Here is a 22,663-nt window from a genome sequence, read left to right on the forward strand (position 1 = left end):
AAGTCCGGGCACGTAGCATCGCTCTCCATGTCCGCGAGTACAGATTCTTCGTATCGGTCTGCCCGAACCCCTTCTCGTAGCGGGCACCGCTCAAGCACGATGGGCGGCATGCCGCTCAACGACCTGCCCTGGTGGCGCTGGCGAGCCCGACTCCGCTCGGCGCTGCACATGCTGTCCGACCCCGCGTTCCAGCAGCGGACCTGGCTGACCGGCCAGGGCGGCTTCGGCGACGTCACCGACGCCGTCTACCGGCTGGTCGAGGACACCTGGCTGGACCGCTGGCCCGCCGAGAAGTACGTCGGCACCATCCTCCGGGACGCCGAGGAGGCGGCCCTGGTGGACGCCGCCGTGCTCCGGGTGCTCCGGGTGCTGCACGAGATCGGCGCGGACGCCCCGGCCGCCGCCTACCTGGGCCACCCCGGCTGGCCCGAGGCGGTCGACGCGGCGCTGGCCGCCCACACCCGGCTCTCGCTGGCCGACGGCGAGGACCCGGCGGGGCCGCCGCACTCGCTGGAGACGCTGCGGTCGCTGACCCGGGTCGGCTGAGCGCGTCCGCACCGCAGCGCAGCCGTCCGCACTGCGGTCGGTCCGGCGGTGCCCGTCCGGTATGTGACACCCTGGGCGGTCCGCCACCAGCGCCCGCAGAACGGAACGACACCCGTGGACCAGCCGACGGCCAGCGCCCAGTACGTCCTCACGCTGTCCTGCCCGGACAAGCAGGGGATCGTGCACGCGGTCTCCAGCTACCTCTTCATGACCGGCTGCAACATCATCGACAGTCAGCAGTTCGGCGACGGTGACAGCGGACTGTTCTTCATGCGGGTGCACTTCTCGGCCGAACAACCCGTCAGCACCGAGAAGCTCCGGGCCAGCTTCGCCGCGATCGGCGCCTCGTTCCGGATGGACTGGCGGATCACCCCGAGCGCGGAGCGGATGCGGGTGGTCCTGATGGTCAGCAAGTTCGGGCACTGCCTGAACGACCTGCTGTTCCGCACCCGGATCGGCGCCCTGCCGGTGGAGATCGCGGCGGTGGTCTCCAACCACACCGACTTCCGCGAGCTGACCGAGTCCTACGGCATCCCGTTCCACCACCTGCCGGTGACCCACGACAACAAGGCCGAGGCCGAGCAGCAGCTGCTCGACCTGGTGGCGGCCGAGCAGGTCGACCTGGTGGTGCTGGCCCGCTACATGCAGGTGCTCTCCGACGACCTGTGCAAGGCCCTGACCGGACGCATCATCAACATCCACCACTCCTTCCTGCCGAGCTTCAAGGGCGCCAAGCCCTACCACCAGGCGCACACCCGGGGCGTGAAGCTGATCGGCGCCACCGCCCACTACGTCACCGCCGACCTCGACGAGGGCCCGATCATCGAGCAGGAAGTCGCCCGCGTCACCCACGACGTGACGCCCGACCAGCTGGTCGCGGTCGGCCGCGACGTCGAGTGCCAGGCGCTGGCCCGCGCGGTCAAGTGGCACAGCGAACACCGTGTCCTGCTCAACGGCACCCGCACCGTGGTCTTCGCCTAGCCCCTTTGCACGGCGGACCGTAGATGCTGACGCGCCTGCCTACGGCCGGGAGAGCAACGGTGCCGCCCGGAGGAGGTCGCGGATGGCGGCGCGGTCGCCGTACTCGCCCGCCGGGATCCGGTCGGGGTCGCGGTGGGCGGCCACCAGGTTGCAGAACTCCAGCCCGTCCAGCACGAGTTCCGCCACCGGCGGCCCCTCGGCGGCGAAGCCGTCCAGCGGGATCAGCCACTCACCGGCCGCCGGGCCCTCGATGACCAGCCGGAGCGCCCGCCCGGGCCCGGGCGTCGGCGGCCGGGTGGCGGCCAGCGCGATCGGGAGCATCCGGACCGCCAGGTCGACCATCAGCCGCAGGTGCCGGGGCAGCGGCGGCGGGTAGGGGTAGTCGACCGCGCGGGCGATGTCGTCGCCGTGCACCCAGCACTCGAAGGCGCGGTCCACGAAGGCGTCCCGGAGCGGGAGCCGGGCGAAACCGAAGTCCACCGTGGCACCGCCCTGCGGCCGGAGCGCGGCGCTGCGCACCAGCGCGTGGCCCTGCCGCCGCCACTGCGCCCGGGCGGTGCCCGGGGCCAGGTCGGTCTGGACGGCGAGCAGTCGGGCGGTGCGGTCCAGCACCCCGGCGGCGGGGCTGCCCTGGGCCGGGACCCGGGTGGCCGGGCCGTGCTGGACGGGGACCCGGACCGGTGCGGTGGTGGCGGCGCCGGGGACCGGGTCGGGCAGGCCGAGGCCGGGGGCCAGGTAGCCGTCCACGGCGGTCAGATGCCCCAGCACCTCGGCCGGACGCCACCGCTGCACCCCGCCGTACCAGGGGAGTTCGGCCACCTCCTGCCACTCCTCGGGGCCGAGGTCACGGAGCAGCGCGTCCAGCTTGGCGGTCTCGGTCGCGTACGGGGCGGCCCAGTCCGGGACGGGCAGCTGAGCCGGGCGGCGGGCCAGGCACCAGTCCAGCACCTGCTGGCGGAGCGAGCCCGACGGGTCGAGCGGCTCGTCGGGGGAGAGCCGGCCGGCCGCGTTCCGCAGCCGGGTGGCCTCCTCGGCGCAGTCCGGGCAGACCGCCAGGTGCTGGTTCAGCTCGGCCGCCTCGCGGCGCGGGCAGGCGTCCAGCGCCCAGGCGCCGAGCAGCGAACGGTACGCCTCGTGCCGCAGCTCGGCCGCGTGGTCCTCCTGAAGCGTCACGACTCGCCCTCCTCGTCGGCCAGTTCGGTGGCGAGCAGCTGGAGGGCGAGCCGGAGCCGCTGCTTGGCGGCCTGCTCGGTGATCCCCAACTGCCGGGCGGTCTCCTGGTAACTGCGGCCGTCGAACCAGGCCAGCGCGATCGTCTCGCGCAACGGGTCGGGCAGCGAGTCGACCACGTACTGGGCCCGGGCGGCCCCGGCGCGCTCGCGCAGCTCCCGGTCGTCGGCGTGGTCCAGCCGGAGCCGGTCCAGGGCGCGCCGCCGGGTCAGCGAGCCGAGCCAGGCCCGCAGCGAACCCTGCCGGGGGTCGAAGGACTCGGGGTGCTCCCAGAGTTGGCCGAAAACCTCTCGGGTGAGCTGTTCGGCGGCGGCCTGATCGGTCAGGATCCGGCCGGCCAGGCCGTGCACCAGGGGCGCCAACCGGTCGTAGAGCTCGGCGAGCGCGGTCTCCTCGCCCCGGGCCAGCCGCCAGTGGATCTGCTCGTCCCAGCTCGGGACCGGTTCGGCGGTCTCCATCGCCCCTCCCCCTGCTCGGCTCCACGGTAACCGGCCGGGAATCGTCGGCGAAGGGAATCGTATGAAGAAGTTTCGAATCGTCAGCTGGTGGTGGCGGTACGGACTTTCGTCGTTCGATCCGTGGTGGACAGATGTAGCAAGGGTGGTTCGCTCGTGGCGGTGGGCGGATCGGCGTCGTCGCGCGGTACGTTTCGTTACGCTCGCGCCGTCCCGTCCCAAGGCCAGGTCGGAGCGGGTGGCCGGACGATCGCCGGTGCGACGCTCGCCAGAGTGAGCGGGACAGTATGCACTGCGCTGTCCCCCGATCGCTGGAATATGCCCGAAGCGCTTGCTGCGACCGTCCTGCCGGATCATTCTGAGGCGTATTCGTGACGGAGCCATGGCCGGTCCGACCGGGCCTCGAACTGCGAGTGCGGGTGGTGGAGCGGTGCAGGTACTTCAGGTCCAGTTGGCGGTCCAGGCGGACCCGGCCGAGGTCGGTCGGGCGCGCCGGTGGGTTCGCTCGCGGCTCCAGGGCCACGGCTTCGACCCGGACGCGGCGATCGCCGAGACCCTGGTGCTGGTGGTCTCCGAACTGGTCACCAACGCCGTGGTGCACACCGGATCGCCGGCCGTGCTCCGGCTCTCGGTCCCGCTGCCGGAGGGCGGCGGCCGGTCGGCCCCGACCCTGGTCCGGGTCGAGGTGTCGGACGGCAGCTGTATCGCCCCCGCCCCCCGGTGCGCGGCGGGTGACGCGACCAACGGGCGGGGCCTGGAGCTGGTGGAACTGCTGTGCGAGCGCTGGGGCTGGTACCCGGACGGCTCCGGCAAGCGGGTCTGGTGCGAGATCGGCGACGGTGCGATGGTGGCTCCGGCCATGGAGCGGACCAGCGGCGCAGGGGGCGCACTGATCGCCTAGGTCTCTGCCGCGTGCTCCCGTGAGTGCCAAATGCGCCGCAACCATTCCGAATTTCCGACAACCCATTGACGTGACGTATCCAACTGATCACTCTTGGGTGCAGTTCTCCGTTGTGAGGGGACGTCGAGGGAGTGCCGGTGCGGTCAGCATGGGGGTCGTATGCTGCCGGGCGCGCCGGTGGAGCCTTCCTTGACGAGTACGGAGCGCTCGGTGCGCGGGTCTGGGGCCCCGGGTACCCGGATCGGACGGTGGCCGTCGTGCCGTGCTCGGGGCGCGCATGCCGCGCCGCCGTCCGATCGTGACCATAAACCACTGGAATTCCGAGTGGTCTACACCAAAACTGCTGGGGTGACGCTCCCCGAACTCCAGGACCAGTCCGTCGAGATCCGATCGGTCGTGGACCGGTCGGCCGAGGCGCCGGCGATCTGGTCCCGCAACTTCCGGTACTACTTCACCGCCCGCAGCGCGGGTCTGCTGGGTGACGCGATGCTCCCGGTCGCGGTCTCCGCCGGCCTGATCGGTGCCGGCCACGGACTGGGCACCGTCGGCTTCGCCCTCGCCTTCCTGATGGGCCCGTTCGCGGGCCTCGTGCTGTTCGGCGGCGTGCTCGCCGACCGGTTCACCGCCCGCCGGATGATGATCGGCGCGGACCTGGCCAACCTGACCACCCGGATCCTGCTGGCGGTCCTCTTCTTCCGCGGCATCGACCAACTCTGGCAGCTCTACGCCCTGCTGGCGGTGGCCGGCACCGCCGCCGCGATGTTCCAGCCCGGCGCCGCCTCCACCGTCCCGCTGGTGGCCCGCGACGTCCAGGGCGCCAACGGCGTGCTGCGCACCGCCGAGGCGTTCACCGGCCTGCTCGGCCCGGCCCTGGCCGGCCTGCTGGTCGGCTCGGCCGCCACCGGCTGGGTGATGCTGATCGCCGCCGTCACCTTCGGCATCAGCGCCGCCTGCCTGCTCGCCCTCCGGCTCGGCACCGTGCCCGCCCCGCCGCCGGGCGACAGCCTCTGGCGCAACCTGGTGGTCGGCTGGCACGAGTTCCGCGCCCGCAGCTGGCTCTGGGGCGTCATCGTGATCTGGCTGTTCTTCACCGTGCTCAGCTGGGGCCCGCAGATGCCGATCGCGGCGGGCCTGATCGTGCCCGAGTACGGTCCCACCGTGTACGGCCTGCTCAACTGCGCGTTCGGCGCCGGCACCGTGCTCGGTGGCCTGCTGGCGATCCGCTACAAGCCCGAACGCCCGCTCGCCGCCGGTGCGGTGGCGATGCTGGTCTTCCCGCTCTACCCGATCGGCATCGTGGCCGGCTGGCCGGTCTGGCTGCTCGCCGCCGCCCAGCTCGTGGTCGGCGTCGGCCTCACCTTCTGGGGCGTCATGTGGGCCACCAACGTGCAGACCCAGGTCCCCGGCGAGGTCCTCAACCGGATCCACGCCTACGAGGTGGCCGGCTCGGTCTGCATGTTCCCCATCGGCAGCGCCCTGGCCGGCCCCGCAGTGGAAGCCTTCGGCGCCACCCGGGTCCTCCAAGTAGGCATCGTGGTCTCCTTCCTGGTGGTCGCCGCGCTCCTGCTCACCCGCCCCATCCGCACCCTCCACCGCGTCCCCGACCGTCCCTGAGGCGCACCCCCAGGAGGCTCGGCTTTTCGGCAGCTGCTCAGCCGTCTACGGTCCAGGGGCTCGGGGCTCTGCTGATGTGCGGCTCCGCCGCGTGGGCGACGCCGACCTCGGAAAAGGTCACGCGTGCGTAGGTGGTCAGGCACTTTCGCAGTGACCCCGGCGCCAGATCTCCTCGCAGTTCCCCGAGCCCCTGGCGTGTCGTACAAGAGGATCAGCACGTGAACGAAACCCGCACCACCGTGAAGTCCCGCCGCCCGCACTACGCCTGGGTGGTGGCCGGGGTGGCCGTGTTGGTGCTGCTCGGGTCGGCCGGCTTCCGGTCCACGCCCGGGCTGATGATGGATGCCCTGCACGCCGAGTTCGGCTGGTCGCACGGCACCGTCTCCGCCGCCGTCTCGGTCAACCTGACCCTCTACGGCCTGACCGCGCCGTTCGCCGCCGCCCTGATGGACCGTTTCGGCGTCCGGCTGATCGTGGTCAGCGCCCTGCTGACGATATCCACCGGCGCCGGGCTCACCATGCTGATGACGCAGAGCTGGCAACTGGTGCTCTGCTGGGGCGTCCTGGTCGGCCTCGGTTCGGGCTCGATGGCGGGGGCGTTCGCCACCACCGTCTCCGGCCGCTGGTTCGCCGCCCGCCAGGGCCTGGTCACCGGCGTGCTCACCGCCGCCGGTGCGGCGGGCAACCTGGTCTTCATGCCGCTGCTCGCCTGGCTGGTCGAGCAGCACGGCTGGCGCACCGCCGTGGTGGTGGTCTCGGTCTCCGCCACCGTGGTCGCCCTCCCGGTGCTGCTGCTGATGCGCGAACGCCCGGCCGACCTCGGCCTGCTCCCGTACGGGGCGACCGAGCAGCCGCCCGCGCCGAGCACCGACGGCAGCGCGATCCTGCGCAGTCTGCGGATCCTCCGCGAGGTGAGCCGCAGCCGCGCCTTCTGGCTGCTGGCCGGCTCGTTCGCGATCTGCGGTGCCACCACGGCGGGTCTGGTCGGCACCCACTTCATCCCGGCCGCGCACGACCACGGCATGCCGGTCACCACGGCCGCGGGCCTGCTCGCCCTGGTCGGCGTCTTCGACGTGGCCGGCACCATCGCCAGCGGCTGGTTCACCGACCGGTTCGACTCCCGCTCGCTGCTGGTCACCTACTACGCGCTGCGCGGCCTCTCGCTGCTCTTCCTGCCGCAGCTGTTCGCCGGTTCGCCGGAGCCGCCCATCCTGGCGTTCGTGATCTTCTACGGCCTGGACTGGGTGGCCACCGTGCCGCCGACCATCGCCCTCTGCCGCCGCCACTTCGGCGCCGACGCCCCGGTGGTGTTCGGCTGGGTGCTGGCCTGCCACCAGCTCGGCGCCGCCCTGGTGGCCGGCCTGGCCGGCCTGGCCGGCCTGAGCCGGGACCGGTTCGGCGACTACGACCTGGCCTGGTACGGCGCCGGCGCGCTCTGCGCGGTGGCCGTGCTGCTCTGCCTCTGCCTCGGCCGCAGCGGCCCCGCCCGGCCTGTCACGGCCGCCGCCTAGGCTTGGTGCTCATGACGCTCACCTTCACCCTGGCCCCCGAGCCGACCCCGGAACTGCGGGCCTCGATCATCACCCTCTGGACGGACGCGACCAACGCGGGCGGCGCCGTCGGGTTCGTCCCGCCGGTGACGGAGGATCAGGTCTGGGTGGCGGCCGAGAAGCAGTTCGCGGGCCTCGGCCCGGGGCAGCCGGACCTGCTGCTGGTCGGCCACGAGCCGGGCGGCCGGCTGGTGGCGGCGCTGTTCTTCGAGGACATGCGGTTCGACCTGATGGACCACTGGCGGCTGCTCAAGCGGGTCATGGTGCACCCCGACTTCCAGGGCAGCGGCTACGGCGTCGAGCTGATGGCCGAGGCCGCCCGGGTCGCCCGCGACGCCGGCTGGGCCGGCCTCCGGCTCACCCTCCGGGGCGGGCTCGGCCTGGAGCACTTCTACACCCGCTGCGGCTACACCGAGGTCGGCCGCGTCCCCGGGGCCATCCGCGTGGCCCCGGGCGACGACCGCGACGACGTCACCATGTGGCTCGACCTCCACTGAGGTGCGGCTCCGCCGGCCTTTTGCAAGCGGCCCGGCATCTACGGTCGGGAGCTCGGGGAACTGCTCAGCCGCCTACGGCCCAGGGGCTCGGGGAACTGCGACGCCGGCCTCGTTCAAGGTGATCGTCGCGTAGGTGGTCAGGCACTTTCGCAGTGACCCGAACGCCAGATCTCCTCGCAGTTCCCCGAGCCCCTGGGCCGTAGCACCGGAGCACCTGCAAAAAGTCGAGCGCCTGCAAAAAGCTGAGTGCCTGCAAAAAGTCGAGCGCCTGCAAAAAGCTGAGTGCCTGAAAAAAGGCTGAGCGCCCTGCCAAAAGGTGCAGTCCCGAGCCCCTGCCAAGGGCCGGCCGGGTGGTCGTGCTTCACTGGATAGCCGCGTCAGCCGTACCCCCGCAGTGAAGGACGTCCCCGTGAGCAGCAAGAAGCACGCCACGCTCCGCTACACCTCGATGCGCCTGAGCATCTTCCTGTCGTGCCTGCTCCTCGCCATGCTGCTCGGCCGCTTCGGGGTCATCCCGGTGACCGGCAGCACCGGGGTGGTCTTCCTGGTGCTGATCGCCGGCCTGGTCTCCGCCCCGCTCAGCTACATCCTGCTGAGCAAGCAGCGCGACGAGATGTCCGCGCAGCTGGCCGAGAAGGTCGCCAACCGCAGGTCCCGTTCGGCCGAGGTCGCCGCCGAGGAGGACGCCGCCGACGACGCCGCCCGTGCGGCGGCCGCCCGGGCGCAGGGCTGAGCCGTCCCCGCGCGATGACCGAGCCCTCCGCACCGAACCCGGCGTCCCGGCGCCCGACCGGCCGCGACGTGGCCCGGTTGGCCGGGGTCTCGCAGGCGACGGTCTCGTTGGTGTTCTCCGGGGCGGAGGCCGGGCAGCGGGTCTCCGAGGCGACCCGGGAGCGGGTCCGGGAGGCGGCCAGGACGCTCGGCTACCGCCCGCAGGCGGCGGGCCGCCAACTGCGGCTGGGCCGGAGCGGGATGATCCTGCTCGCGGTGCCGAACATCCTCGGGCCGTTCTTCGGCCGGGTGCTGGTGGGGGTGCACGAGGAGGCCGGCCGGCACGGCCTGGCCGTGGTGGTGAGCTCGGGCTGGGGCAGCGCGACGCTGGCCGAGGCGGCCACCACCAGCCGGTTCGACGGACTGCTGGTCTGCTCGCCGGACGACAGTCAGCTCGGCGCACTGCCCGCCGGCACCCCGGCGGTGTTCCTGGACGCCGACCCCGCGCTCGCCGACCCGGGCACCGGCCGGCCCCGGCCGACCGTCGAGCTGGACGTCGCGGGCGGCATGCGGGCCGCCGTCGAGCACCTGACCGGGCTCGGCCACCGGCGGATCGGGCACCTGCGGTCCACCCACTCCGCGTACACCTTCCGGGTCCGGCAGGCCGCCTTCGAGGCGGCCACCGAGGGGCTCGAAGTGCTGGAGCTGGGCGTCACCCTGAACGAGGGTCAGCGCGCCGCCAGGTCCGCCGCGCACCGGCTGCTCAGCCGGCCGGACCGCCCGCACGCGGTGGTCTGCGACGACGACGTGGTCGCCTCGGGGTTGTACCAGGCCGCCGCCGAACTCGGGCTGCGGATTCCGGCCGACGTCTCGGTGGTCGGCATCGACAACATCCCGGTGGCCGATCTGCTGGCGCCGCCGCTGACCACCGTCGACCTGCCGGGGGAGCGGCTCGGCCGGGCCGGGGTCGCCGCCCTGGCGGCCCTGCTGCGCGGCGAACCGGTCCCGCCGGTCGCCCCGTTGGCCACCGCGCTGGTGCTCCGGAGCTCCACCAGCCGCTCCGCGTAGCCCATCTGACGACCTTTTGGTCCTATCGATTGGCGAGTCCGCCGCGTCATACCGGACAAATCATCACCAATGGCATCAGATGGGGGAATGTGGAAGAGATCCCGGGTCCCCCGGTTGCTGACGGCCTTCGGGCTGCTCTCCGCCAGCCTGCTCGCCGGCACGATGTCCGGCACTCCGAACGCGCTGGCGGCGATCACGTTCACCAAGACGGTGGACAAGGCGAACCCGGCGCCCGGGGAGAACGTCACCTACACCCTGAGCTACACCTGTTCGCTGAACGACTGTGAGAACGGGAAGATCACCGACGCCCTGCCGGCCGGCATGGAGTTCGTCGGCTGGACCCCGGACGCCAGCACCGTGGACGTCGACGAATCCACCGTGCCGGCCGCCGGGACGATGGGGGGCACGCTGGACATCGCGCTCAACCCGCTCACCCCCGGCACCACCGCCACCGTCAAGGTCACCCTCAAGTACCCCAACTTCACCACCGCCAACGGCACCCAGGCGGTCAACACCGCCACCTTCACCGCCGACGGCGAGACCCCGCAGACCGGCACCGCCACCACTACGGCGGTGGTGCAGCCGCAGTACAAGGTGACCAAGGGCGTCCAGACCAGCAGCCAGGACGGCCGCACGGTGACGTACCAGTTCGGCACCTGCTCCACCGACGGGGTGCCGAACGTCGACCTGGACCTCGCCAAGCTGGTGGACACGCTGCCGCCCGGCGCCGTGGTGGACACCTCGCGCTCGCCGGGCTGGAGCCAGGTGGGAACGGGGAACACCTGGGAGTACGACATCGGTGCCTTCACCGCGGGCAACGGGCAGGCGGGCTGCCGCTACCCCGGGGTGCTGGTGGTCAACTTCCCCGCCCCGACCTTCCCGACCGGCAGCACCGCCACCAACTCGGTCACCCTGAACGGCGACCCGCTCGGCCCGGACGCCGCCCGGGACCTGGACACCGCCACCGCGGTCAGCCCGACCTTCCAGGACCCCAGCACCGGGGTGCACGTCTCCTCCGCCAAGGTCTGGCAGTCGAGCTTCGTCTCCGGTGACATCGGCTCGTTCAGCCTGTTCCCGAACAACGTCTCGGTCCCGATCACCAGCCTGGTGATGACCGACCCGGGCACCGGGACCACCACCGACCTCTACAACTGGCTCGCCCCGCAGAGCATCCAGCTGGAGGCCTGGAACCCGACCAGCATCGCGCTGACCCTGGACTACCGCCTGAACGGCGACCCGGCCTGGCACACCTTCACCCCCGGCACCGCCTTCAACGGCGCCGGTGCCCGCCGGGTCAAGATCGAGACGGGGGCGGGCGACCCGGCCAACGACGTGCTCGGCATCCCGGCCGGCCGCTGGCTGCACGGACTGCGGTTCAGCTGGGCCGGTCCGATCCCGACCGGGTGGAGCCCGGGCAACTCGGTCCAGGTGCTGGCCCAGGTGCTGTACACCGGCCACGACGGCGCCACCGCACCGACCCCGCTGCACAACTGCGTGGACGTGGTCGGCACCGACGGCACCACCACCGACACCGCCACCGCCTGCGCCGACACCACGGTCACCGCCGCCACCAACCTCGGCGCGGCGAAGACCACCACGGACGGCTCGGTGCTCGCGCCGGGCGGCACCGCCACCTTCCAGGTGATCCCGTACAACCGGACCGGCCACGCCCTGGACAAGCCGCTGGTGCTCTACGACCTGCTGCCGCCCGGCTTCGTCTTCGTCGACGGCTCGGTCCGTGCCGACCCGGGCTGGTCGGACGCCAAGGCCCCCGCGGAGGTCGCCGTGCTGCCGGGCAAGGACGGCCGGCAGCTGATCCGGATGACCTGGCCGGCGGGCAGCCCCGACATGACCTACCTGCACGACAACCTGGCCTACCGGGTGCTGTTCGACGTCCAGGCCGCGGGCAGCGCCCAGCCGGGCACCTTCACCAACGACATCTACGTCACGGCTGACGGCGCGTCACCCCCGGTCACCTGCAAGTTCTACGGTGCCGACAGCTCGGTGCCGGACACCGAGGACCTCAACCGCAACGGCGACACCACCGAGAAGCTCTGCCACGCCTCCTCGAAGGTGGAGGTCCAGGTGCCCGCCGTGCTGCGGGCCTACAAGGAGGTCAAGGGCGACGAGGACAGCGACTACGGCAGCTCCGGCACCTCCTCGCCCGGCGGGCAGATCTCCTACCGGATGACCGTCCGGAACGACTCGCCCGACCCCGTGACCGACTTCGTCGCGTACGACCGCCTGCCGACCCCGGGCGACGGGTACGTGCTGCGGCCGGACACCTCGCGCGGCAGTGCCTGGACGCCCTCGCTGACCGAGCCGCTGGTGAGCAGCGACCCGACCGTGGTGATCGAGTACTCCACCGCGCCCGACCCGTGCCGTCCGGTCTCGCTCGGCGGTCCGGCGGGCTGCCCGCTCGGTGCCGAGTGGAGCACCACCTTCCCCGGCCCCGGGGTGACCACCTGGTTCCGGATCTCCCGGCCCGGCACGATGCCCTCGGGCGGGCTGTTCACCCTGACCTGGCCGATGGTGGCCTCGTACGATGCCCCTGACGCGGCGTTCGCCTGGAACAGCTTCGCCTACACCGCCACCGACAGCAGCGGCCAGCAGCTGCTGCCGGCCGAGCCCGCCAAGGTCGGCGTCGGGGTGCACCAGCCCACCCCGCCGGCCAACTCGATCGGCGACTTCGTCTGGAACGACCTCAACAAGAACGGCCTGCAGGACGCCGGTGAGCCCGGCGTCGGCGGGGTCACCGCGTACCTGCTGGACGGGAAGGGGCGCAAGGTCCGCAACCTGAACGGCAAGCCGGCCACCTCCACCAGCAACGGCCGGGGCTTCTACCTGTTCGGGAAGCTGCCGAACGGCACCTACGCGGTCCAGTTCGACCTGGCCACCATCCCGGCCGGTGCCGCCGTCACCCTCAAGGACGCGGTCCGCCGGACGGCGGCCAGCGCCGAGGACTCCGACGCCGATCCGGTCACCGGCATCACCGAGAACGTCACGGTGTCCGGTGGCGAGGCCCAGCTCAACCTGGACCTCGGCCTGGTCCTCCCGCCGGAGCCCACCCCGCCGCCGACCCCGAGCCCGGAGCCCACCCCGCCGACGCCGACCGTCACGCCGGTGCCGCCGACCCCGCTGCCGACCGCCTCACCGACCGGCGGCCTGCCGGACACCGGGGCGGACTTCCCGGCGGCGTTCTTCGCGGTGCTGGCGCTGGCGCTGGCCGCGGCGGGTGCGGTGCTCGGGCTGACGAGTCGTCAGCGAGGCCGCCGGCACTGAGGTACCCCGCCCGGGGGCCCGGGGCTGACGTGCGGCTCCGCCGCGTCGGCGACGCCGACCTCGAAAGCGAAAGCGCCTGGCGGGTTACGCGGGTGCGACGCTTCCGAGGTCGGCGTCGCAGTTCCCCGAGCCCCTGCCGGCGGTCCCCGTCGTCCTGAACCAACGGCGGGTGCCGAAGAGCAGCAGTCCGCCGAGGCCGATGCCGCCGACCGCGCAGAGGGCGACCGCCGTCAGGGAGCGCGAGACCAGCGCTCCCGAGACGGCGTAGCCCGCCGCGTTGCCGGTCGCGAACAGCGTGATCAGCCAGGCGAACGCCTCGGTGACCGTGCCGGTCGGGGCCAGCTCGGCGATCAGCACGAAGGCGGCGGCCAGCAGGGGGGCCAGGCCGATGCCGGAGAGCAGGGCCAGCGCGGCCATCGGCAGCGGGGCGGGGAGCAGCAGCAGGGGGAGATAGGAGGCGGCCATCGCCAGCGCGATCACCCAGGTCCGGGTGGCGGTGGCGCTGCGCCACTTCACCGCGCCGTAGCCGAGCGCGCCGACCAGACCGCCGAGGGCGGCCAGCGCGAGCAGCAGCCCGGCCCCGCCGGGCAGGTCGCCCCGGTGGTTCTCGGCGTAGGCGATGAAGAGCACGTTCTGGGCGCCGACGGTCCAGCCCGCACCGGCCAGGCCGACCAGCAGCAGGACCAGGCCGGGCGAGCGCAGCGGGCCGAGCAGTCCGGAGGAGGCGTGCCGGGCGGGGGCCCGCCAGGCCCGGGCGGGGGCGGCGGTGGCGACCACCAGGGCGCCGGCCAGGCCGAGCCCGGCGGCCGTCCACAGCGCGGTCACCGGCGAGAACGCGGCGGCGATCCCGGCCACCGCCAACGGGCCCGCCACGTACAGGAGTTGCTGAGCGGCCGAGTCGAAGGCGTACGCGGTGTCGAGCTGCTCCTCGTCGACCACGGCGGGCCAGAGCGCCCGCAGGCAGGGCTCCAGCGGCGGCATCGCGAGCCCGGCGATCGCCGCGCCGAGCGGGGCGGCCCAAGCCGAGCCGGGGGCCAGCGCGAGCAGCGCGTACCCGACGCCGGCGACCACGGCGGAGGCCAGCAGGACGCGCGGCTGCCCGGTCCGGTCGACGATCCGGCCGAGCACCGGGCCGCCGATCGCGGCGGCGATCGCGTACGCGGCGGTGGCCAGACCGATCCTGCTGTACGGGGTGCCCGCGTCGCGCAGGGCGAGGGCGATCACCAGGGCGGTCATCCCGGCGGGGAGGCGGCCGAGCAGGGTGCCGAGCAGGAGACGGGTCACGTGCGGTGCGCGGAGCAGGGCGAGGTAGCCCATGGGGTTCGGTCTCCTGGGGCAGGGGAAGGCGGCGGTAAGTCATCAAGTTATACGTATAACCGGATCGGGTCAATCGGCCGGCCAGGAACCGCACGGGATCGTTCGTCGTCTGACAGTCCGACAGCTGAGCACTCGCCAGGCCGGACCGGGACACCGGCCGTGACCGGCCGCCGCGCGGACGGGAAGCCGCTCCGGGGGCCGTACAGGGAACGGATGAAGACCCCCAGGACCCGTGACGTGATGGCCGGGCCGCTGCGCCGCGCCTCGATGTTCTGCCTGCTGCTGGTGCTCGCCCTGATGGCCCGGGCCACCTGGCTGGCGGTGGCCGAGGCGGACGACTACCGGGGCAACCCGGCCAACGCCCGGATCGCCATCGACCGCTACGCCCGGCCGCTCGGCAACATCCTGGTCGGCGGGCAGCCGGTGACCGGCTCGGTGCCGACCGGCGGCTCGCTCGCCTACCAGCGCAGCTACACCGACGGCCCGCTCTACGCCCCGCTGACCGGCTACACCTCGCAGGCGTACGGCAGCAGCCAGCTGGAGAGCCTGTTCGCCGACCTGCTGGACGGCACCGATCCGCGGCTGGCCGACCCGGTCGGGGCGCTCACCGGCCCGCTCACCCGGTCCCGCCCGGCCGGTGGCGACGTGGTCAGCACCATCGACCCGGCGGTGCAGCGGGCGGCCTGGGACGCGCTCGGCGGCCGGCAGGGTGCGGCGGTGGCGATCGACCCGGCCACCGGCGCCGTCCTCGGGCTGGTCTCCACCCCGTCCTACGACCCGTCGGGGATCACCGGCCGGTCGGCGGCGGACGGGCGGACCTGGCAGCGGCTCAGCGCCGACAACGGCAAGGCGATGGTGAACGGCGCGCTGCGCGCCACCTACGCCCCGGGCTCCACCTTCAAGCTGGTGGTCGCCGCCGCCGCACTGGAGACCGGCCGCTACCCGGACGTGGACACCCCGACCGCCAGCCCCAACCCGTACACGCTGCCGGGCACCAGGACGGTGCTGACCAACGAGAACCCCAACGCGCCCTGTGCGAACGCCACCCTGCGGACGGCGCTGGAGTACTCCTGCAACAACGTCTTCGCCAAGGCCGCGGCCGACCTCGGGGAGGCGGCGCTCTCGGCCCAGGCGGCGAAGTTCGGGTTCAACCTGGAGAAGCTGGACACCCCGGTACGGGCCGCCGCCAGCGTCTACCCGGCGGGCATGGAGCCCTCGCAGGTGGCGCTGACCGGGATCGGGCAGTTCTCGGTGACCGCGACGCCGCTCCAGATGGCGATGGTCTCGGCGGCGATCGCGAACGACGGGCTGCTGATGACGCCGTCCACGGTGTCGAAGCTCACGGACCACGCGGGGCGGACGGTGCAGGCGTTCCCGCCCGCCGAGCTGGGGCGGGTGATGAGCGAGCGGACGGCGCAGCAGTTGCAGTCCGCGATGGTCTCGGTGGTCACCGACGGCACCGGCAAGGCGGCCGCGATCGCCGGCCTGACGGTCGGCGGCAAGACCGGCACGGCCCAGCACGGCGTGGACAACTCGGGCCTGCCGTACGCCTGGTTCACCTCCTACGCCGACGACGGCAGGGGCCACCGGATCGCCACTGCCGCCGTGGTGCTGAACGGCTCCACCGACCGCGACGGGATCACCGGTGGCGGCCTGGCCGGCCCGGTGGTCAAGGCGATGACGGCGGCCTACCTGAAGCGGTGAACCCGGGGGTGCCGGGGTGGTTCGTGGCCGTAGCTCAAATAAGTACTTTGAACATCTCAAAGGTTTGTTGCTAGTCTGTCGCCCATGACCACCTCAGGCACGCCTCGGCAGTACGACACGGACCCCGCGTCCGTGCGCTGCGCGTGCCTGCCCGGCGCCGTGGACAGCGGCTGTCGCACCGTCAGCTGTACCCAGGCGGCACGTCGCCCCTGAGGCCCCCGGCTCCTCCCCGCCGTGGTCGGCCCGGCCGTGTCGCCGCCTCTGCTCCACCCCTCCCCCTCCTCCTGCCTCGGAGCCGCACCACCATGTCCACTGCGCCCGCGCCCACCTTCCTCGCGAAGGTCCGCAAGACCCCCTTCTGGGTCCAGATCGTCGGCGGCCTGGTCCTCGGCCTGGCCCTCGGCTACCTGGCCCGGGTCCAGGACGTCGCCTGGCTCACCACCACCCTGGACACCATCGGCAAGACCTTCGTCCAGCTGCTCAAGCTGGCCGTCCCGCCGCTGGTCTTCACCGCGATCGTGCTCTCGGTCGCCAACCTGCGGAACGTCACCAACGCCGCCCGGCTGGCCGGCCGCACGCTGCTCTGGTTCCTGATCACCTCGCTGATCGCGGTCGGCGTCGGCCTCGGTCTCGGCCTGCTGACCGACCCGGGCGAGGGTGCCAACCTCTCCACCCAGGGCCTCAAGGCCCCGGAGAAGCCCGGCACCTGGATCGACTTCCTGACCGGGATCATCCCGACCAACATCGCGGACGCCTTCCTGAAGGTGAACGTGCTGCAGATCGTCTTCCTCGGCATCGTGGTCGGCGCCGCCGTCCTCAAGCTGGGCGAGAAGGCCGAGCCGGTCCGCAAGCTCAACGAGGCGATCCTCGAGCTCACCCAGACCGCCCTCTGGTGGGTCATCCGGCTCGCCCCGCTCGGCACCCTCGGCCTGATCGGCAAGTCCGTCGCGGTCTACGGCTGGGACCTGCTCAAGCCCTTCGCGACGCTCACCATCGACGTCTACGTCGGCTGCGCGATCGTGCTGTTCGGCGTCTACTCGCTGCTGCTGCGCTTCGTCGGCGGGCTCAACCCGCTGAACTTCTTCAAGGGCGCCTGGCCCGCGATCCAGCTCGCCTTCGTCTCGCGCTCCTCGGTCGGCACCCTGCCGGTCACCCGCCGGGTCACCGAGCGGCTCGGCGTCCCGAGCGAGTACGCCTCGTTCGCCGTCCCGTTCGGCGCCACCACCAAGATGGACGGCTGCGCCGCGATCTACCCCTCGCTGGCCGCGATCTTCGTCGCCCAGGTCTACGGCATCGACCTCGGCGTCGGTGACTACCTGCTGATCGCCTTCGTCTCGGTGATCGGCTCCGCCGCCACCGCCGGTCTGACCGGCGCGATCGTGATGCTGACCCTGACCCTCTCCACCCTCGGCCTCCCGCTGGAGGGCGTCGGCCTGCTGCTCGCCATCGACCCGATCCTCGACATGATCCGCACCGCCACCAACGTGGCCGGTCAGTCGGTCGTCCCGATCCTGGTCGCGGCCCGCGAGAAGACCCTCGACCTGACCGCCTACAACAACCCCACCGGCGACCTCCTCACCGAGGACGCCCCCGCCCGCGACAAGATCGCCGTCGCCGCCTGACCCCGCTCCACCTGATGGCCCGTTCCCCAAGGGGGAGCGGGCCATCACCCGTTGGAGTGCACCTCGCCCACCGGCCCGGGCCACGGCGGTAGCGTGGATGAGGATGAAGGAAGAGCCCATGAGTGCCGCCCCGCAGGAGTACTCGTACCAGCAGGTGGATCCGGAGCTGGCGCTGAAGTACGCGATCCAGCACATCAACGGCGACCGCTCCGAAATCATCGAAGGGGTCATCGAGCCGATGTCGCCGACCTGGGGTCACGAAACCGCCGCCGAGAACATCCGTGAGCAACTTCGGGAGCGGATCCGTGCGCTGGACTGCCTCGCGGGTTCGGGCAACCTCGATCTTCCCGGGTCGAGGAACTGGTACGTGCCCGACATCGCCGTGGTGCCGCGAGCACTGGCCCAGGACGCGAAGGCGCTACTCCCTGACCAGACCCTGCTGGTGGTCGAGGTGACCTCCGACTCCAACGGGGACACCGACCCGGTCGTGAAGCGCCGTCGCTACGCCGAGTACGGTGCGCCGCTGGACCTCCTGGTGGACCGTCAGGAGCGCACCTGCACGCTCTTCTCCACCCCCGGCCCGCTGGGTTACACCCTGGTCGACGGACCGCACTCGTTCGGGACGTCCCTCCGGCTTCCGGAGCCGTTCGGCGTGGAGCTGGCCACCGACCGCTTCTAGTCCGGCTGCCTGGCCCAGCGCTGGGCCAGCACGGTGCAGACCATCAGCTGGAGTTGGTGGAAGAGCATCAGGGGGAGCACGGTCATGCCGACCGTGGCGGCGGGGAACAGGATGGTGGCCAGCGGGAGGCCGTTGGCCAGGCTCTTCTTGGAGCCGCAGAACTGGGCGGTGATCCGGTCGGCCCGGGAGAAGCCGAGGCGGCGGGCGGCGGTGCCGGTGAAGAGCAGCACCAGGGTGAGCATGGCCAGGCAGAGCGCGGCCAGCCAGAGCAGCTGAGGGACCGTCACCCGGCTCCAGATGCCCTCGGTGACGCCCTCGCTGAAGGCGGTGTAGACGATCAGCAGGATGGAGCCGCGGTCGACCAGCATGGTCAGCCAGCGGTGCCGCCGCAGCCAGGGCGCCACCCAGCGCCGGAGCAACTGCCCGAGAGCGAACGGGACCAGCAGCTGCAGCACGATGTCCAGCACCTGCTGCCCGCTGACCTGGACCCCGGCGCTGCCGGCCAGCAGCCAGGCGGCGAGCAGCGGGGTGAGCACGATGCCGACCAGGCTGGAGAAGGTGGCCGCGCAGATCGCTGCGGCGACGTTGCCCCGGGCCATCGAGGTGAAGGCGATCGAGGACTGCACGGTGGAGGAGAGCAGGGTGAGGAAGAGCACCCCGGTCGCCAGCTGCGGGGCCAGCACGGCGGCCGGGAGCAGCCGGGTGGCCTCGCCGAGCAGCGGGAAGAGCACGAAGGTGCAGCCCAGGATGAGCAGGTGCAGCCGCCAGTGCCGGGCCCCGGCCAGCGCCTCCTGGGGCGAGAGCCGGGCGCCGTACAGGAAGAACAGCAGGCCGACCGCGACGCTCACCGACTCGCCCGCCACCTCGGCGGCGGTGCCCCGGACCGGGAGCAGGGTGGCCAGGCCGACGGTGCCGAGCAGCAGGAGCAGGTAGCCGTCGATCCCGATCCGGTGCAGTTGGCGGTCGAAGGCCCGAAGCAGGTGCATGGCCCCGATCATGCCTGGCGGGGGCCGGGACAGAGGCAGGGGGCCCGCCGCGTCCGAAGACGTGGCGGGCCCCCTTGGTGTTACTCGTCATGCTCCTACCGACGGCCGCAGTGGCCGCCGCCGGACCCGAAAGGGGTCCAGAGCGATCAGATCATCAGAGGAGATAATCAGATAGCGGTGACGTTCTCCGCCTGCGGGCCCTTCGGGCCCTGGGTGACGTCGAACGAGACCGGCTGGTTCTCCTCCAGCGAGCGGAAACCGTTCGCGTTGATGGCGGAGTAGTGGACGAAGACGTCGGGGCCGCCGCCCTCCTGGGCGATGAAGCCGAAGCCCTTCTCAGCGTTGAACCACTTGACGGTTCCCTGAGCCATGCCGTTCTCCTTGCGAGGGACGTTTCGGTAACCACACCGTGTGGAACCGGTCCGCTGCGCTGATCGCCCCGCCTCCGGAAGGGTCCGGAGTTTTTCGATAACGCTGAAAAACTACAAAAAGCCCACGGGTTACATGCTCCGCAGGCTTCAAGTACTGCAAGGGGAATCAAACTGCAACTGGATGGAACGGTAGCACGCAGCGGCAGCCCCGACCAGGGGTGACCAAGGCCACGCTGCTCGTGTCCCGCGCGCGCGTGACACGGATCGTCAGGGGCCCCTGACCACCCGGCCGGCGTCAACGGGCATACGCTGCGGAGAGCGCACGAAACGGGCAGGTAGGAAGGACACACGGTGACCGGTCAGGACACGAGCGGCTCGGCGGCGGTACGGCCCCGGGTCGGGCACATCCAGTTCCTCAACTGTCTTCCGCTGTACTGGGGACTGGCCAGGACCGGCAACCTGCTCGACCTCGATCTCACCAAGGACACCCCGGAGAAGCTCAGCGACCAACTGGTCAGCGGGGCGCTCGACATCGGCCCGATCACCTGCGTGGAGTACCTGCGGAACGCGGACCGGCTGGTGGTGCTCCCGGACATCGCGGTCGGCAGCGACGGCCCGGTGATGTCCTGTGTGATCGTCAGCAAGCTGCCGCTGGCCGAGCTGGACGGCCGCCGGGTCGCGCTCGGCTCCACCTCCCGGACCTCGGTCCGGCTGGCCCGGCTGCTGCTGGAGCAGCGCGAGGGTGTCCGGCCCGAGTACTTCACCGCCGCGCCGGACCTGGACGCGATGCTGGCCGAGGCCGACGCCGCGGTGCTGATCGGCGACCCGGCGCTGCGCGCCTCGCTGGAGCAGGCCCCGGAGCAGGGCCTGGCGGTGCACGACCTGGGCGCGATGTGGAAGGACTGGACCGGCCTGCCGTTCGTCTTCGCGGTCTGGGCCGCCCGCCGGGACTACGTCGAGCGCAGCCCGGAGACGGTCGCCGCCGTGCACCGGGCCTTCCTGGAGTCCCGCGACCTCTCGCTGGCCGAGGCCGGCCAGGTGGCCGCGCAGGCCGCCCGCTGGGAGTCCTTCGACGCTCCGGTGCTGGAGCGGTACTTCAGCGAGGCGCTGGACTTCTCGCTCGGCGAGCGGCAGCTCGCCGGGATCGCCGAGTTCGCCCGCCGGATCGGTCACGACAGCGGCTTCGCCCCGGACGTGACGGTCACTCTGCTCCAGCCCGCCTGACCCCCTTCGCGCAGGCCCCGACACGCCCGTGGGCGCGTGCCGGGGCTGGCGTACGCTGGTTCGGTCCGACGTCGGAAGAGAAAGAAGGCCAGCAAGGTGTCCGAGCAGAACCTTTCCGCCAGTGACCTGCAGGCCGTCCTCGACCGTGCGGCCGTCGGCGGCCGGATCACCCCGGAGGAGGCGCTGGAGCTCTACCGCTCCGCGCCGCTGCACGCGCTCGGCTCCGCCGCCGACGCCGTCCGCCGCCGTCGCTACGCGGGCACCGAGCACATCGCGACGTACATCATCGAACGGAACATCAACTACACCAACGTCTGTGTGACGGCCTGCAAGTTCTGCGCCTTCTACGTGGCGCCGAAGAGCGACAAGGGCTGGTCCCGCGACCTGGAGGAGATCCTCCGCCGCTGCGCCGAGACGGTCGAACTGGGCGGCACCCAGGTGATGTTCCAGGGCGGCCACCACCCGGACTACGGCGTCGAGTACTACGAGACCGCGTTCGCCGCGATCAAGGGCTCGTTCCCGCAGCTGGTGATCCACTCGCTCGGTGCCTCCGAGGTCGAGCACATGGCCCGGATCTCCAAGGTCTCGATCGAGGAGGCCATCACCCGGATCCACAAGGCGGGCCTGGACTCCTTCGCGGGCGCCGGTGCCGAACTGCTGCCGGAGCGGCCGCGCAAGGCGATCGCGCCGCTCAAGGAGTCGGGCGAGCGCTGGCTGGAGATCATGGAGACCGCGCACGGCCTGGGCGTCGAGTCCACCTCCACCATGCTGATGGGCACCGGCGAGACCAACGCCGAGCGGATCGAGCACCTGCGGATGATCCGCGAGGTGCAGGACCGCACCGGCGGGTTCCGGGCCTTCATCCCGTACACCTACCAGCCGCAGAACAACCACCTCAAGGGCAGCACCCAGGCGACCGTGTTCGAGTACCTGCGGATGATCTCGATCGCCCGGCTGTTCCTCGACAACATCGCGCACATCCAGGGCTCCTGGCTCACCACCGGCAAGGAGGCGGGCCAGCTCTCGCTGCACTACGGGGCGGACGACCTCGGCTCGGTGATGCTGGAGGAGAACGTGGTCTCGATGGCCGGTGCCAAGCACCGCTCCAACCTGACCGAGCTGATCCACCTGATCCGGGCGGCCGACCGCACCCCGGCCCAGCGCTCCACCACCTACCAGCACCTGCGGGTGCTGGACGACCCGGCCAACGACCCGGTCGACCCCCGGGTGGCCTCGCACATCGCCTCCACCGCGCTCGAAGGCGGCACCGCGCACCCCGAGCTGAAGATCCTCTCCACCACCTGATGCTCACCCTGCACCGGGCCACCGTCCTGGTCGTGGACCCCGCCGCCCCGTCGATCCCCGACGGGGCGGTGCTGGTCGACGGCGGGACGGTGGCGGCCCTCGGCCCGTACGCCGAGCTGGCCGGCGGCGGGGCCCGGGTCCGGGAGTGGGACGGGCTGCTGACGCCGGGTCTGCTCAACCCGTACGGCCGGTGGCTGCTGGAGACGGCGTACCACCCGGACCCCCGGGAGGAGCTCGGCACCGAGCCGCTGCTCACCGCCGTCCCCGAGGAGCGCCGGGGCGGCAGCGCCAGGCTCGGCCTGCAGCGCCTGCTCGCGCACGGCGTGACCGCGTTGGCCGGCCCCTTCACGCTGCCCGCCGTCCGCACCGCGGTGGCCCGTTCGGGCCTGACCGCGCTGCCCGGGACGGGCACACCGGGCGGACTCGACCCGCTCGCGGACGCCCCGTTGGCTTCGGTCGTGCACCGACCGCTGACCGTCGGCGGCCGGGCCGACCTGGCGGTCTTCGCAGCCGCCTCGGTGGCCGAGCTGGAACGCCTCGGCGCGGGGTGCTGCCTGGCCACCGTGCTGGGCGGGCGGCTGCTGTACCGCCGCCGCTGACCTGCCGCCTGACCTGCCGCC

20 protein-coding genes are annotated in these 22,663 nt (G+C 72.2%); 15 read left to right on the plus strand and 5 right to left on the minus strand.

The annotated features are described in order from the left end of the window. Window positions 1-27 precede the first annotated feature (27 nt). The gene (locus OHV05_RS19880) at window positions 28-546 is read left to right on the plus strand and encodes a hypothetical protein (protein WP_405018875.1); all 519 of its coding nucleotides are present in this window, start codon (window positions 28-30) and stop codon (window positions 544-546) included. 114 nt (window positions 547-660) lie between these two features. Next, the gene (purU, locus tag OHV05_RS19885) at window positions 661-1,527 is read left to right on the plus strand and encodes a formyltetrahydrofolate deformylase (protein ID WP_405018876.1); all 867 of its coding nucleotides are present in this window, start codon (window positions 661-663) and stop codon (window positions 1,525-1,527) included. 39 nt (window positions 1,528-1,566) lie between these two features. On the opposite strand, the gene OHV05_RS19890 is transcribed toward purU, so the two are convergent. Both OHV05_RS19890 and OHV05_RS19895 read right to left on the minus strand, forming a co-directional pair. Beyond that, entirely contained in the window at window positions 1,567-2,700 is a 1,134-nt protein-coding gene (locus OHV05_RS19890; protein WP_405018877.1) for a zf-HC2 domain-containing protein, read from the minus strand. Further along, on the minus strand, window positions 2,697-3,215 hold the full coding sequence (locus tag OHV05_RS19895) for a sigma-70 family RNA polymerase sigma factor (RefSeq protein WP_405018878.1): 519 nt from the start codon (window positions 3,213-3,215) through the stop codon (window positions 2,697-2,699). Before OHV05_RS19895 ends, OHV05_RS19890 begins: the two co-directional genes overlap by 4 nt. Window positions 3,216-3,642: 427 nt before the next feature. On the opposite strand from OHV05_RS19895, the gene OHV05_RS19900 reads away from it, so the two are divergent. The 7 genes from OHV05_RS19900 (at window position 3,643) to OHV05_RS19930 (ending at window position 12,835) form a co-directional block, all read left to right on the plus strand. Beyond that, window positions 3,643-4,113: an ATP-binding protein gene (locus OHV05_RS19900; protein WP_403037261.1), complete on the plus strand. Its 471-nt coding sequence runs from the start codon at window positions 3,643-3,645 to the stop codon at window positions 4,111-4,113. Between the two features lie 384 nt (window positions 4,114-4,497). Continuing rightward, entirely contained in the window at window positions 4,498-5,727 is a 1,230-nt protein-coding gene (locus OHV05_RS19905; RefSeq protein WP_405021498.1) for an MFS transporter, read from the plus strand. Between the two features lie 218 nt (window positions 5,728-5,945). Continuing rightward, window positions 5,946-7,238, plus strand: a complete 1,293-nt coding sequence (locus OHV05_RS19910; protein WP_405018879.1) for an MFS transporter — start codon at window positions 5,946-5,948, stop codon at window positions 7,236-7,238. A gap of 11 nt (window positions 7,239-7,249) precedes the next feature. Next, window positions 7,250-7,774, plus strand: coding sequence for a GNAT family N-acetyltransferase (locus tag OHV05_RS19915; protein ID WP_405018880.1), 525 nt, complete (start codon window positions 7,250-7,252; stop codon window positions 7,772-7,774). A 409-nt stretch (window positions 7,775-8,183) separates the two neighbouring features. Then, window positions 8,184-8,507, plus strand: a complete 324-nt coding sequence (locus tag OHV05_RS19920; RefSeq protein ID WP_405018881.1) for a DUF4229 domain-containing protein — start codon at window positions 8,184-8,186, stop codon at window positions 8,505-8,507. A 14-nt stretch (window positions 8,508-8,521) separates the two neighbouring features. Continuing rightward, complete coding sequence (locus tag OHV05_RS19925; RefSeq protein WP_405018882.1) at window positions 8,522-9,553, plus strand: LacI family DNA-binding transcriptional regulator; 1,032 nt, start codon at window positions 8,522-8,524, stop codon at window positions 9,551-9,553. An 87-nt stretch (window positions 9,554-9,640) separates the two neighbouring features. Next, window positions 9,641-12,835, plus strand: coding sequence for an SdrD B-like domain-containing protein (locus tag OHV05_RS19930; RefSeq protein WP_405018883.1), 3,195 nt, complete (start codon window positions 9,641-9,643; stop codon window positions 12,833-12,835). Window positions 12,836-12,919: 84 nt separating this feature from the next. Here the strand turns inward: OHV05_RS19930 and OHV05_RS19935 are convergent, their stop codons facing one another. Further along, window positions 12,920-14,152, minus strand: a complete 1,233-nt coding sequence (locus OHV05_RS19935; protein ID WP_405018884.1) for an MFS transporter — start codon at window positions 14,150-14,152, stop codon at window positions 12,920-12,922. A 240-nt stretch (window positions 14,153-14,392) separates the two neighbouring features. On the opposite strand from OHV05_RS19935, the gene OHV05_RS19940 reads away from it, so the two are divergent. The 3 genes from OHV05_RS19940 (at window position 14,393) to OHV05_RS19950 (ending at window position 18,157) form a co-directional block, all read left to right on the plus strand. Then, window positions 14,393-15,856, plus strand: coding sequence for a penicillin-binding transpeptidase domain-containing protein (locus tag OHV05_RS19940; RefSeq protein ID WP_405021499.1), 1,464 nt, complete (start codon window positions 14,393-14,395; stop codon window positions 15,854-15,856). A gap of 305 nt (window positions 15,857-16,161) precedes the next feature. Next, the gene (locus tag OHV05_RS19945) at window positions 16,162-17,478 is read left to right on the plus strand and encodes a dicarboxylate/amino acid:cation symporter (RefSeq protein WP_403037285.1); all 1,317 of its coding nucleotides are present in this window, start codon (window positions 16,162-16,164) and stop codon (window positions 17,476-17,478) included. Between the two features lie 118 nt (window positions 17,479-17,596). Next, window positions 17,597-18,157 (plus strand): Uma2 family endonuclease, encoded by a 561-nt coding sequence (locus OHV05_RS19950; RefSeq protein WP_405018885.1) that lies wholly within the window; start codon window positions 17,597-17,599, stop codon window positions 18,155-18,157. On the opposite strand, the gene OHV05_RS19955 is transcribed toward OHV05_RS19950, so the two are convergent. Both OHV05_RS19955 and OHV05_RS19960 read right to left on the minus strand, forming a co-directional pair. Beyond that, entirely contained in the window at window positions 18,154-19,143 is a 990-nt protein-coding gene (locus tag OHV05_RS19955; RefSeq protein ID WP_405018886.1) for a bile acid:sodium symporter family protein, read from the minus strand. The genes OHV05_RS19950 and OHV05_RS19955 overlap by 4 nt on opposite strands. Window positions 19,144-19,310: 167 nt before the next feature. Next, window positions 19,311-19,514: a cold-shock protein gene (locus OHV05_RS19960; RefSeq protein ID WP_380252509.1), complete on the minus strand. Its 204-nt coding sequence runs from the start codon at window positions 19,512-19,514 to the stop codon at window positions 19,311-19,313. Between the two features lie 351 nt (window positions 19,515-19,865). Here OHV05_RS19960 and OHV05_RS19965 point away from each other — a divergent pair, with 351 nt between their 5' ends. From OHV05_RS19965 to OHV05_RS19975, 3 genes are all read left to right on the plus strand, one after another. Continuing rightward, complete coding sequence (locus OHV05_RS19965) at window positions 19,866-20,738, plus strand: menaquinone biosynthetic enzyme MqnA/MqnD family protein (RefSeq protein WP_403037294.1); 873 nt, start codon at window positions 19,866-19,868, stop codon at window positions 20,736-20,738. Window positions 20,739-20,834: 96 nt separating this feature from the next. Beyond that, window positions 20,835-22,043, plus strand: coding sequence for a cyclic dehypoxanthinyl futalosine synthase (gene mqnC, locus OHV05_RS19970; RefSeq protein ID WP_405018887.1), 1,209 nt, complete (start codon window positions 20,835-20,837; stop codon window positions 22,041-22,043). Beyond that, entirely contained in the window at window positions 22,043-22,642 is a 600-nt protein-coding gene (locus tag OHV05_RS19975) for an imidazolonepropionase-like domain-containing protein (RefSeq protein ID WP_405018888.1), read from the plus strand. The genes mqnC and OHV05_RS19975 overlap by 1 nt, the downstream gene beginning before the upstream one ends. The last annotated feature ends 21 nt before the right edge of the window (window positions 22,643-22,663 follow it).

Source organism: Kitasatospora sp. NBC_00070 (genome assembly GCF_045041205.1).
Taxonomy (GTDB): Bacteria; Actinomycetota; Actinomycetes; order Streptomycetales; family Streptomycetaceae; genus Kitasatospora.